Origin of the sequence: Actinomadura soli (assembly GCF_005889715.1) — a bacterium.
Classification (GTDB): Bacteria; Actinomycetota; Actinomycetes; order Streptosporangiales; family Streptosporangiaceae; genus Spirillospora; species Spirillospora soli.
This window is the reverse complement of the sequence record NZ_VCKW01000011.1, coordinates 47,490-59,700: the sequence shown is the minus strand read 5'-3', so window position 1 is coordinate 59,700 and position 12,211 is coordinate 47,490. Positions and strand designations below refer to the sequence as shown.

9 protein-coding genes are annotated in these 12,211 nt (G+C 71.3%); 8 read left to right on the top strand and 1 reads right to left on the bottom strand.

Annotated elements, in window-relative coordinates:
- Positions 1–58: 58 nt before the first annotated feature.
- Genes ETD83_RS03790 through ETD83_RS03780 form a run of 3 tightly spaced genes read left to right on the top strand, consistent with a single transcriptional unit; the run spans position 59 to position 3,811 of the window.
- Positions 59–1,477: an aldehyde dehydrogenase family protein gene (locus ETD83_RS03790; RefSeq protein ID WP_138643626.1), complete on the top strand. Its 1,419-nt coding sequence runs from the start codon at positions 59–61 to the stop codon at positions 1,475–1,477.
- A 25-nt stretch (positions 1,478–1,502) separates the two neighbouring features.
- Positions 1,503–2,588, top strand: coding sequence for a Zn-dependent alcohol dehydrogenase (locus ETD83_RS03785; protein ID WP_138643625.1), 1,086 nt, complete (start codon positions 1,503–1,505; stop codon positions 2,586–2,588).
- On the top strand, positions 2,585–3,811 hold the full coding sequence (locus tag ETD83_RS03780; protein WP_230420654.1) for a CoA transferase: 1,227 nt from the start codon (positions 2,585–2,587) through the stop codon (positions 3,809–3,811). Before ETD83_RS03785 ends, ETD83_RS03780 begins: the two co-directional genes overlap by 4 nt.
- Positions 3,812–3,886: 75 nt before the next feature.
- Here the strand turns inward: ETD83_RS03780 and bldD are convergent, their stop codons facing one another.
- Complete coding sequence (bldD, locus tag ETD83_RS03775) at positions 3,887–4,381, bottom strand: transcriptional regulator BldD (RefSeq protein ID WP_021597992.1); 495 nt, start codon at positions 4,379–4,381, stop codon at positions 3,887–3,889.
- 401 nt (positions 4,382–4,782) lie between these two features.
- On the opposite strand from bldD, the gene pyrR reads away from it, so the two are divergent.
- Genes pyrR through carB form a run of 5 tightly spaced genes read left to right on the top strand, consistent with a single transcriptional unit; the run spans position 4,783 to position 12,149 of the window.
- The gene (gene pyrR, locus ETD83_RS03770; protein WP_138643624.1) at positions 4,783–5,400 is read left to right on the top strand and encodes a bifunctional pyr operon transcriptional regulator/uracil phosphoribosyltransferase PyrR; all 618 of its coding nucleotides are present in this window, start codon (positions 4,783–4,785) and stop codon (positions 5,398–5,400) included.
- Positions 5,397–6,338, top strand: a complete 942-nt coding sequence (locus ETD83_RS03765) for an aspartate carbamoyltransferase catalytic subunit (protein ID WP_138643623.1) — start codon at positions 5,397–5,399, stop codon at positions 6,336–6,338. Before pyrR ends, ETD83_RS03765 begins: the two co-directional genes overlap by 4 nt.
- Positions 6,335–7,618, top strand: a complete 1,284-nt coding sequence (locus ETD83_RS03760; RefSeq protein WP_138643622.1) for a dihydroorotase — start codon at positions 6,335–6,337, stop codon at positions 7,616–7,618. The genes ETD83_RS03765 and ETD83_RS03760 overlap by 4 nt, the downstream gene beginning before the upstream one ends.
- The gene (carA, locus tag ETD83_RS03755; protein WP_138643621.1) at positions 7,615–8,751 is read left to right on the top strand and encodes a glutamine-hydrolyzing carbamoyl-phosphate synthase small subunit; all 1,137 of its coding nucleotides are present in this window, start codon (positions 7,615–7,617) and stop codon (positions 8,749–8,751) included. The genes ETD83_RS03760 and carA overlap by 4 nt, the downstream gene beginning before the upstream one ends.
- Positions 8,751–12,149, top strand: a complete 3,399-nt coding sequence (carB, locus tag ETD83_RS03750; RefSeq protein ID WP_230420653.1) for a carbamoyl-phosphate synthase large subunit — start codon at positions 8,751–8,753, stop codon at positions 12,147–12,149. The genes carA and carB overlap by 1 nt, the downstream gene beginning before the upstream one ends.
- The last annotated feature ends 62 nt before the right edge of the window (positions 12,150–12,211 follow it).

Here is a 12,211-nt window from a genome sequence, read left to right as displayed (position 1 = left end):
GCGTCAGGTGTGTATAAGAGACAGATTCATAGAACCTGCCGACATGTGAGGAGTCGCCGTGCACGACCGAGATGCCCTCTACATCGACGGAGAGTGGACGAGCCCGAGCGGCCGCGGGGTCATCGCCGTCGAGAACCCCGCGACCGAGGAGACGCTCGGCACCGTGCCGGAGGGGACGGCGGACGACGTCGACCGGGCCGTCAGGGCCGCGCGGGCCGCGTTGCCGGCGTGGTCGGCGACGTCCTGCACGGAGCGTTCGGAGTACCTCGGACGGCTGCACGACGCGCTCGCGAGCCGCGAGGACGAGATCGCGCGGACGATCGCGAGCGAGGTCGGCACGCCGATGCGGATCGCGACCCGCATCCAGGCGAGGCTGCCGCGGACGGTGGTCGCCGGATACGCCGAGCTGATCGCCGGGGGCGTGCCGGAGGAGCGCGTCGGGAACTCGCTGGTGGTGCGCGAGCCCGCGGGCGTCGTCGGCGCGATCACGCCGTGGAACTATCCGCTGCACCAGATCACCTGCAAGCTCGCGCCCGCGCTCGCCGCCGGCTGCACGATCGTGATCAAGCCGAGCGAGGTCGCGCCGCTGGTCGCCCATGTGCTGATGGACGCCGTCCACGAGGCCGGGCTGCCCGCGGGCGTCGTCAACCTGGTGCCCGGGTACGGGCCGGTCGCAGGGGAGGCGCTCGCCGTCCATCCCGAGGTCGACATGGTGTCGTTCACGGGGTCGGTGCGGGCCGGGTCGCGGGTCGCGGAGCTGGCCGCCGGGACGATCAAGAAGGTCGCGCTGGAGCTGGGCGGCAAGTCCGCCAACGTCATCCTGGACGACGCCGACGTGAAGACCGCCGTGAAGGTCGGAGTCGCGAACGCGTTCCTCAACGGCGGGCAGACGTGCACGGCCTGGACGCGCATGCTCGTCCACCAGGACCTTTACGAGCAGGCCCTCGAACTGGCCAAGGGGTTCGCCGAGGGGTTCGCGCCGGGTGATCCGCTCGACCCGTCCACGAGGCTGGGGCCGATGGTGTCCCGCGCGCAGTTGGAGCGGGTGCGGGGCTTCATCGACACCGGTGTCTCGGAAGGCGCGCGCGTCGTCACGGGCGGGAGCGGCCCGCCGGACGGGTTCGACCGCGGGCACTACGTCGCGGCCACCGTCCTGGCCGATGTCGACCAGGACGCGACCGTCGCGCAGGAGGAGATCTTCGGTCCCGTGCTGTCGGTCATCCCGTTCCGGGACGAGGACGAGGCGCTCCAGATCGCGAACAACTCCCGGTACGGCCTCGCGGGGGGTGTGTGGGCGGCGGAGAAGGACCGGGCGCTGGCGTTCGCCCGCCAGGTCAAGACGGGGTCCATCGACGTCAACGGCGGCGCGTACAACCCGATGGCGCCGTTCGGCGGGTACAAGCAGTCCGGGCTCGGCCGCGAGATGGGACGGTTCGGCCTCGACGAGTTCCTTGAGACCAAGTCCATCCAGCTCTGAACCTTCAGCCGAGGAGAACCGCCCCATGGTCAAGGCCGTCGTCGCCGCGGAGCCGGGCGCTCCGCCGCGGGTCTGCGAGATCGAACCGCCGCCGGTCGGCCCGGGGGATGTGCGCGTCCGGGTGGCGGCGGCCGGGGTCTGCCACTCCGACCTGTCGATGATCAACGGCACGCTCGCGCCGAGGTTCCCGCTCGTCCTCGGCCACGAGGCCGCGGGCACGGTCGCGGAGGTGGGCGAGGACGTGACGAAGGTGCGGCCCGGTGACCGGGTCGTGCTGAACTGGGCCGCCGCGTGCGGCGAGTGCTGGTTCTGCGGTCAGGACGAGCCGTGGCTCTGCAGCGCCGTGGAAGGGGCCGTGAGCCCTCCGTCCGGTGCGACGCTGGACGGCGAGGAACTGTACGCGTGCATGGGCGTCGGTGGTTTCGCGGAAGAACTGGTGATGCCGGAACGTGCCGTGGTGCCGTTGCCCGCGTCCGCTCCACTCGACCTCGGGGCGCTGCTGGGGTGCGCCGTGCTGACGGGCATCGGCGCCGTCCGTAACACCGCGCGGGTCCGTGAGGGGCAGTCGGTGCTGGTCATCGGCCTCGGCGGCATCGGGCTGTCGGCCGTCATGGGCGCCCGCCTCGCCGGAGCCGGAAACGTCATCGCCGTCGACCGGGGCACGGAGAAGGAGGCGCTCGCCAGGGCGGCGGGTGCGACGCACTACCTGGAAGGCGACCCCAAGCTGGCCAAGCAGGTCCGCGCCCTGACGGGCGGACGCGGCGCCGACCACGCCTTCGAGTGCGTCGGCAAGGCGGACCTGATCCGGACGGCCTGGCAGTCGGTGCGCCGCGGCGGGCAGTGCACGGTCGTCGGCGTGGGGGCCCGCGACGACGCCGTCACGTTCAACGCGCTGGAGCTGTTCCACTTCAACCGGCGGCTGACCAGCTCGGTGTACGGGTCGTCCGACCCCGACCGGGACGTCCCGCCGCTCGCCGCGGAGATCGAGGCGGGGCGGCTCGACCTGTCGACGCTGGTCACCCACCGCATCGGCCTGGACGGCGTCGCCGCCGCGTTCGACCGGATGCGGGCCGGGCAGGGCGTGCGCTCCCTCATCGAGATCGCCCCGTGACCGAACGGCCACCGACCGGAGAGCCACCGGCTGAAGAGCCGCTGACCGGAGGGCCGCTCGACGGTCTGCGCGTGGTCGAGCTGTCCAGCTTCGTCGCCGCGCCGCTGGGCGGGATGACGCTCGCCCAGCTCGGCGCGGACGTGATCCGCGTCGACCCGGTGGGCGGCGGCCCCGACATCGACCGCTGGCCGCTCGCCCCGTCCGGCCACAGCCTGTACTGGGCGGGGCTGAACAAGGGCAAGAGATCGGTCACGGTCGACCTCCGCTCGTCGGAGGGACGGGAACTGGTCGCCGGTCTCGTCAGGGAGAGCGGCGTGGTCCTGACCAACGCGCCGCCACGCGAAGGGCTTGCGTACGAGAGCCTGCGGCAGGCGCGTCCAGACCTGATCCACGTCCAGCTACAGGGCCGCCGGGACGGGGGCAATGCGGTCGACTACACGGTGAACGCCGCCGTGGGGTTCCCGTCCATCACGGGCCCGTCCGACCAGGCGGCGCCGGTGAACCACGCGCTTCCCGCCTGGGACATCGCATGCGGCCTCTACCTGGCCATCGGCCTGCTGGCCGCCGAACGGCACCGTCTGCGCACGGGCGAGGGCCAGAGGATCCGCATCGCGCTGCAAGACGTCGCCTTGGCCACGGCCGGGAACCTCGGCTATCTCGCTGAGGCGCAGCTGGGCAAGGCACGTCCACGCCTGGGCAACAGCGTCTTCGGGGACTTCGGACGTGACTTCGCCACCGCCGACGGACGCGTCATGGTCGTCACCCTCACGCCCCGTCATTGGCGCGACCTGGTGGGGGCGACCGGCCTAGGCGAGGTGACCGCCGCGTTGGAGCGCGCTCTGGACGCAGACTTCCGCCGCGCCGGAGACCGCTACGCCTACCGGGACGCGCTCGGCGGCGTCCTCGCGCCCTGGTTCGCGTCCCGCACGTGCGAGCAGGTCGAGGACGGGTTGAAGGGAACGTCGGTCCTGTGGTCCCGCTACCGCGGCTTCGCGGAGCTCACCCGGGACCTGCACACCGAGCCGCTCATGGCGCTTCTCGACCAGCCGGGCATAGGACCACATCTGGCCCCGGGCTCTCCGCTACGGCTCGGTGAGGCGTCCCTGCCGCCCAGCCCGGCCCCGGCCTTGGGCGGGGACACGGAGGAGGTTCTCCGGGACGTCCTGTCCCTGCCGCCGGAACGGATCGGGGAACTGCGCGCTCGACGGCTGGTCGGCGGCTGATCGGGGCGTGTGACGAAGAACACACGTGACGGGGCCCGGCGCAGCGCCGGGCCCCGTCACGGTGGTGCGGATGCGTCAGAACGACTCGACGGCGCGGCGCGCCTCCGGGTCGAGGACGCCCCAGCCGATGAGCTCTTCGGTGAGCTCGGTCGGGGACTTGTCATAGATGACCGCGAGTGAACGCAGGTCTTCTTGGCGGATGGACAGGACCTTTCCGTTGTAGTCGCCACGCTGGCTTTGAATCGTCGCGGCGTAGCGGGCGAGTGGACCGGCCTTGTCTTTCGGAAGCTGCTGCAACCGCTCTAGATCGATCACGAGCTTGGGTGTAGGCCCGAGCGGGCTCGGCGCGGCTCCGCCGGGCAGCAACTCGGAAACCGGCACGCCGTAGAAATCGGCGAGCTCGGCCAGCTTCTGAACGGTGACGGCGCGGTCGCCCCGCTCGTACGAACCCACGACGACGGCCTTCCAGCGGCCACGGGACTTCTCCTCCACGCCGTGCAGGGACAGGCCCTGCTGGGTGCGGATGGCGCGCAGGCGCGCGCCGAGAGCCTTTGCGTATTCAGACGGCATTCTGGCCCCCCAGGCTCACTTTCATCGTCGTCGGACTCCGGCTCTCGCCGGAGGGGGACCGATTCGCGAAGCCATTGGGCCTCAGGAGTCCGCCCCCGGGGATGGTTACGGACAGTGACGGTAAAACGGAGAAGCCCCTAGGTCAAGCTGATTGGAAAAAAGCGGTCGAATCCGCAGGACTCGATGTGGGCGGCCCGGATCGTCCGCAAGCCCTGCGGGCACGGCGCGGCGGGCCCTCGGCGGGCTCGTTCCGCGCGTCGGCGGCGCGTCGAATGTGACGCCTCTCACCTGCGAATATGTGCACCGGTCCGGGAGCGGTGCGGCGCGGCGCGGCTGCTACCGTGGGGGACGCAAGACGTCCTTTAAGGCCCGTCCCGTGAGGCGGGAAAGGAGTTTCCGTGATGAATGCTGCCTCCAGGCCGGAACGGCCCGTGGAGGGGCGCGTGGCGGACGGTGATCCCCGGCCCAAGGCCGTTCTCGAGGGTCCCGACATCAGGCGCGCGCTGACCCGGATCGCACACGAGATCCTCGAGCGGACCAAGGGCGGCCATGACGTCCTCCTGCTCGGCATCCAGACCCGCGGCGTCACCCTGGCCGAGCGGCTCGCCGGGGCGCTGCGCGAGGTCGAGGGCCGCCCGGTGCCCTGGGGCTCGCTCGACGTGACCATGTACCGGGACGACCTGCGGCTGCGGCCCGCCCGCGCCCTCGGCCGCACCGAGCTGCCCCCGGAGGGCATCGACGACCGGGTCGTCGTCCTGGTCGACGACGTGCTGTTCTCCGGCCGGACGGTGCGCGCCGCGCTCGACGCGCTCAACGACCTCGGGCGGCCGCGCGCCGTCCAGCTCGCCGTGCTGGTCGACCGCGGGCACCGGCAGCTGCCGATCCGCCCGGACTACGTGGGCAAGAACCTGCCCACCTCGATGCGCGAGACCGTGAAGGTCCTGCTGGACGAGAACGACGGGCGCGACGCCGTGCTGCTCGGCCCGACCCTGCCGACCCCGACGGGGGGTGCCGAATGAACCGCCATCTGATCTCCGCCGCCGACCTGAGCCGCGACGACGCGCTGCTCGTCCTCGACACGGCCGAGGAGCTCGCGCACATCGCGGGCCGGTCCATCAAGAAGCTGCCGACGCTGCGCGGCCGGACGGTCGTCAACCTCTTCTTCGAGGACTCCACCCGCACCCGCATCTCGTTCGAGGCCGCGGCCAAGCGGCTGTCGGCCGACGTCATCAACTTCTCCGCCAAGGGGTCGAGCGTGTCGAAGGGCGAGAGCCTGAAGGACACGGCCCTCACGCTGGAGGCGATGGGCGCGGACGGTGTCGTCATCCGGCACGGCGCGTCGGGCGCACCGCACCGGCTGGCCGGCTGGGTGCAGGGCAGCGTCGTCAACGCCGGTGACGGCACCCACGAGCACCCCACCCAGGCCCTCCTGGACGCGTTCACCATGCGTAAGCGGCTCGGTGACCTGGACGGCCGCAGGGTGACGATCGTCGGCGACGTCCTGCACAGCCGGGTGGCACGATCCAACGTCCTGCTGCTCAACACGCTCGGCGCGGACGTGACCGTGGTCGCGCCGCCGACGCTGCTGCCGGTCGCCATCGGCACGTGGCCGTGCTCGGTGTCCTACGACCTGGACGGCGTGCTGCCCAAGAGCGACGTCATCATGATGCTGCGCGTCCAGCAGGAGCGGATGAACGCCGCCTACTTCCCGACCGTCCGCGAGTACAGCCGCCGCTACGGGCTGGACGCCGAGCGCATGGCGGCCCTGCCCGACCACGCCATCGTCATGCATCCGGGCCCGATGAACCGCGGCGTCGAGATCGCCGCCGAGGTCGCCGACTCGGTCCGCTCCACCATCGTCGAACAGGTCGCCAACGGCGTCAGCGCCCGCATGGCCGTCCTGTACCTGCTGCTCGGGGGCTCCGAGCCGGCCATCGGCCAGGAGGTGTCCCAGTGAGTTTCCTTATCAAGGGCGTGCGGATTCTCGGTGGGGACGCCACCGACATCCTGATCCGCGACGGCGCCATCGCCGCGGTGGGTTCCCGCCTGGACGCCGCCGACGCGCAGGCCATCGACGCCGATGGCCTCATTGCGCTCCCCGGTCTCGTCGACCTGCACACCCATCTGCGCGAGCCGGGACGTGAGGACGCCGAGACCGTCGAGTCCGGGACGAAGGCCGCCGCCATGGGCGGATACACCGCCGTCCACGCGATGGCCAACACCGACCCAGTGGCGGACACCGCCGGTGTGGTCGAACAGGTATGGCGCCTAGGGCGCGAGGCCGGATACTGCGACGTCCAGCCCGTCGGGGCGGTCACGCGCAGTATCGCCGGTGAACAGCTCGCGGAGCTGGGCGCGATGGCCGATTCCGCCGCGCGGGTACGGGTCTTCTCAGACGACGGGCACTGCGTGTCCGACGCGGTCATCATGCGCCGGGCGCTGGAGTACGTGAAGGCGTTCGACGGCGTCGTCGCCCAGCACGCGCAGGAGCCGAGGCTCACCGAGGGCGCGCAGATGAACGAGGGCGAGATGTCGGCCGCGCTCGGCCTGCGCGGCTGGCCCGCCGTCGCCGAGGAGGCGATCATCGCCCGGGACGTGCTGCTCGCCCAGCACGTCGGGTCGCGGCTGCACGTCTGCCACGTGTCCACGGCCGGGTCCGTGGAGATCATCCGGTGGGCGAAGAGCAAGGGCTGCCCGGTCACCGCCGAGGTCACCCCGCACCACCTGCTGCTGAACGACGCCAAGGCCGGGTCCTACGACCCGATCTTCAAGGTCAACCCGCCGCTGCGCACCGCCGACGACGTCGCCGCGCTGCGGGACGCCCTCGCGGACGGGACGATCGACTGCGTCGCCACCGACCACGCCCCGCACCCGGTCGAGGCCAAGGAGACCGAGTGGGCCGTCGCCGCGATGGGCATGGTCGGCCTGGAGACGGCGCTGCCCGTCGTGCAGGAGGCCATGGTCGAGACCGGGCTGCTCGACTGGGCCGGGGTCGCCGACCGCATGGCCGCCCGCCCCGCGCGCATCGGCCGCCTGAGCGGACAGGGTCGTCCGCTGGAGGCGGGCTCGCCCGCCAACATCACGCTGTACGACCCGTCGCCGCGCCGCGCCGTGGACCCGTCGGCCCTGACGTCCAAGAGCCGCAACACCCCGTTCGCGGGGCTGGAGCTGCCCGGACGGGTCGTCGCCACGTTCCTGCGCGGCAAGCCGACCGTCCTGGAAGGGAAGCTTCAGTGAGCCCTGCTCTGCTCGTACTGGAAGACGGCAGGGTCTTCCACGGGGTCGCCTACGGGGCCGAGGGGGAGACGTTCGGGGAGATGGTCTTCAACACCGGGATGACCGGCTACCAGGAGACCCTCACCGACCCCTCCTACGCGCGCCAGATCGTGGCCATGACGTCCCCTCACATCGGCAACACCGGCGTCAACGGCGAAGACCCGGAATCGCGCCGCATCCAGGTCGCCGGGTATGTGGTGCGTGAGCCCGCGCGGGTGGCGTCCAACTGGCGGGCCACCGGTTCGCTGGGTTCGGCTCTGCGCGACCAGGGAGTGGTGGGCATCGCCGTTCACGGCACGCGTGCGCTGACACGGCACCTGCGCGACAGGGGCGCGATGCGCGCCGCCATCTTCAGCGGGACGGACGCCGTCGCCCCGGGCGAGAACGCACTGCTGGAGCGTGTGCGGCAGAGCCCTTCGATGGAGGGCGCCGACCTCGCACGCGACGTTTCGACCAAGGAGCCGTACGTCGTCCAGGCGAGGGGTGAGAAGCGCTACACCGTCGCCGCCGTCGACCTCGGCATCAAGTCGATGACGCCGTACCGGATGTCCGAGCGGGGCTGCGAGGTGCACGTCCTGCCCGCCACCAGCACCACCGAGGACATCCTCGCCCTCAACCCGGACGGTGTGTTCTTCTCCAACGGCCCAGGCGACCCCGCCGCGGCCGGCTACGCCGTGGACGCGCTCAAAGGCGTCCTCGACGCGGGCACGCCGTTCTTCGGGATCTGCTTCGGCAACCAGATATTCGGCCGTGCGCTCGGCCTCGGGACGTACAAGCTGAGGTTCGGCCACCGGGGCATCAACCAGCCCGTCCAGGACAGGACGACGGGCAAGGTCGACGTGTCGGCCCACAATCACGGCTTCGCCGTGGACGCCCCCACGGACGGCCCGTTCGACACGCCCTACGGTCCCGGTGAGGTCAGCCACGTCAACCTGAACGACGGGTGCGTGGAGGGGCTGAGGCTCCTGGAGCGCCCCGCGTTCAGCGTCCAGTACCACCCGGAGGCCGCGGCGGGCCCGCACGACGCGTCCGGGCTCTTCGACCGCTTCTGCGAGCTGATGGAGAGGCCGAGGCCGTCGGGAGGAGACCGCTGATGCCGCGTCGTGAAGACCTGAGGTCCGTGCTGGTCATCGGCTCGGGGCCGATCGTCATCGGGCAGGCGTGCGAGTTCGACTACTCCGGCACCCAGGCGTGCCGCGTGCTCAAGGCCGAGGGGCTGCGGGTGACGCTCGTCAACAGCAACCCGGCGACGATCATGACCGACCCCGAGTTCGCCGACGCCACCTACGTCGAGCCGATCACCCCCGAGGTGGTCGAGAAGATCATCGCGAAGGAGCGGCCGGACGCCCTGCTGCCCACCCTTGGCGGCCAGACGGCCCTGAACACGTCCATAGCGCTCTACGAGACCGGGGTCCTGGCCGAGTACGGGGTCGAGCTGATCGGCGCCGACGTGGACGCGATCCAGGCCGGGGAGAACCGGGAGAGGTTCAAGGAGGTCGTCGCGAAGGTCGCGCGCGAGCGGGGCCTGAACGCCGAGTCCGCCCGGTCGGTCATCTGCCACTCGATGGACGACTGCCTCGGCGCCGCCCGCCGCCTCGGCTACCCGGTCGTCGTGCGGCCCTCGTTCACCATGGGCGGCGCCGGCTCCGGGTTCGCGCACGATGAGGACGACCTGCGCCGCATCGCCGGCGCCGGGCTCGACGCGTCCCCGACCAGCGAGGTGCTCCTGGAGGAGTCGATCCTCGGCTGGAAGGAGTACGAGCTGGAGGTCATGCGCGACCGCCACGACAACGTGGTGATCGTGTGCTCGATCGAGAACCTTGACCCGATGGGCGTGCACACCGGCGACTCGATCACCGTCGCGCCCGCGCTGACGCTGACCGACCGCGAGTACCAGAACATGCGCGACGTCGCGATCGCCGTGATCCGCGAGGTCGGCGTCGACACCGGCGGCTGCAACATCCAATTCGCCGTGCACCCCGGCACCGGCCGGATGATCGTCATCGAGATGAACCCGCGGGTGTCGCGGTCGTCGGCGCTGGCGTCCAAGGCCACCGGCTTCCCGATCGCCAAGATCGCGGCGAAGCTGGCGATCGGCTACACGCTGGACGAGATCCCGAACGACATCACCCGCGAGACGCCCGCGTCGTTCGAGCCCACGCTCGACTACGTCGTGGTGAAGGTGCCGCGGTTCGCGTTCGAGAAGTTCCCCGGGGCTGACGGCACGCTCACCACGCACATGAAGTCCGTGGGCGAGGCCATGGCCATCGGACGCTGCTTCACCGAGGCGCTCCAGAAGGCCCTGCGGTCGCTCGAGCAGAAGGGCTCGTCGTTCAGCTGGACGGGTGAGCCCGACGCCGCCGAGCTGGTAGAGGCGGCCAAGCGCCCGCACGACGGACGGCTCAAGGCCGTCCAGCGCGCGCTCTGGGCCGGGGCCGGTATCGAGGAGCTGTACAAGGCGACAGGCATCGATCCCTGGTTCCTGGACCAGATCGCCGCCATCAACGAGATCGCCGAAGAGATCCGCACCGCCGACGACGCGCTCACCAAGGAGAAGCTGCTGCGCGCCAAGCGGCACGGCTTCTCGGACGCGCAGATCGGCGAGCTGCGCGGCCTGTCGGAGGAGGTCGTCAGGGAACTGCGCCGCGCGCTCGGCGTCCGTCCCGTCTACCTGACCGTTGACACCTGCGCCGCGGAATTCGAGGCGCAGACCCCGTACCTGTACTCGGCCTACGACGAGGAGACGGAAGTACCGCCGGGCACCAAGCCCAAGGTGCTCATCCTCGGCAGCGGACCCAACCGCATCGGCCAGGGCGTCGAGTTCGACTACTCGTGCGTCCACGCCTCGTTCACGCTGGCCGAGGCGGGCTACGAGACCGTGATGGTCAACTGCAACCCCGAGACGGTCTCCACGGACTACGACACCTCAGACCGGCTCTACTTCGAGCCCCTCACGCTGGAGGACGTCCTAGAGGTCGTCCACGCGGAACAGCAGTCCGGTGAGGTCGCGGGCGTCATCGTCCAGCTCGGCGGCCAGACGCCCCTAGGGCTCGCGCAGAAGCTCAAAGACGCCGGTGTCCCGATCGTGGGCACGTCGCCGGAGAGCATCCATCTCGCAGAGGAGCGGGGCGCGTTCGGACGCGTCCTGCACCGGGCCGGGCTGCTCGCGCCCAAGCACGGGACCGCCATGTCCTACGAGGACGCCCGCGAAATAGCCGCCGAGATCGGTTACCCGGTTCTCGTGCGCCCCTCGTACGTGCTCGGCGGGCGCGGCATGGAGATCGTGTACGACGACGTCACGCTTGAGTCGTACATGGCCCGCGCCACCGAGGCGAGCCCAGAACATCCTGTCCTCGTCGACCGCTTCCTGGACGAGGCCATCGAGATCGACGTGGACGCCCTGTTCGACGGCGATGACCTGTACCTCGGAGGCGTCATGGAGCACATCGAGGAGGCCGGCATCCACTCCGGTGACTCGGCGTGCGCCCTGCCGCCCATAACCCTGGGGCACGACGACATCCGCCGCATCCGGGAGGCGACGGAGGCGCTCGCTCGCGGCGTCGGGGTGCGCGGGCTGATGAACGTCCAGTACGCGCTGTCCGCGGGCGTCCTGTACGTCCTGGAGGCCAACCCGCGGGCGTCCCGCACCGTCCCGTTCGTGTCCAAGGCCACGGCCGTGCCGCTCGCCAAGGCCGCCGCTCGCGTCATGATGGGCGCCACCATCGCGCAACTGCGCGCCGAGGGGATGCTGCCCGAGACGGGCGACGGCGGGAGCCTGCCGCTGGACGCGCCCATCGCGGTGAAGGAGGCCGTCCTGCCGTTCGACCGGTTCCGCAACGAGAGCGGCCAGGGCGTCGACATCGTCCTCGGCCCCGAGATGCGCTCCACCGGCGAGGTCATGGGCATCGACGAGGTGTTCGGCACCGCGTTCGCCAAGTCGCAGCAGGCCGCCTACGGGGGCTCGCTGCCGACCAAGGGGCGCGTCTTCGTGTCCGTGGCCAACCGCGACAAACGGCACATGGTCTTCCCCGTGAAGCGCCTCGCTGACCTGGGCTTTGAGATTCTTGCCACGGAAGGGACCGCGGAGATCCTGCGCCGCAACGGCGTGCGTGCCAAGATCGTGCGCAAGCACAGCGCGGGTCCGGGACCGTCCGGCGAGCCCACGATCGTGCGGCGCGTCCTGGACGGCGAGGTCGACCTCATCGTCAACACTCCCTTCGGCAGCCCCGGCCAGTCCGGGCCCCGGCTCGACGGATACGAGATCCGTACCGCGGCCGTGCTGCGGGGCGTACCGTGCGTGACGACCGTCCAGGGCCTGGCCGCGGCCGTGCAGGGCATCGAGGCCGTCGCCGGGGGGCAGGTCGGCGTCCGCTCCCTCCAGGAGCACGCCGAGCGGCTCAGCGGCGCCCACGGGCGCACGGGCACGGGGGCCGCGGACGACGTCCCGGGCACGGGCGCCAGGGCCGCTGACGGAGCCCCGGGACCCGGGTGACAGAACCGGGCGGGCGGGGCGGCGGGCGCGCACGAGGGCCCGCCGCCCGCCCCCCGCACGCG

Coding starts and splice junctions, on each gene's coding strand:
- ETD83_RS03785 (WP_138643625.1), top strand. CDS start 1,503: ATGGTCAAGGCCGTCGTCGCCGCGGAGCCGGGCGCTCCGCCGCGGGTC.
- bldD (WP_021597992.1), bottom strand. CDS start 4,381: ATGCCGTCTGAATACGCAAAGGCTCTCGGCGCGCGCCTGCGCGCCATC.
- pyrR (WP_138643624.1), top strand. CDS start 4,783: ATGAATGCTGCCTCCAGGCCGGAACGGCCCGTGGAGGGGCGCGTGGCG.
- ETD83_RS03765 (WP_138643623.1), top strand. CDS start 5,397: ATGAACCGCCATCTGATCTCCGCCGCCGACCTGAGCCGCGACGACGCG.
- carB (WP_230420653.1), top strand. CDS start 8,751: ATGCCGCGTCGTGAAGACCTGAGGTCCGTGCTGGTCATCGGCTCGGGG.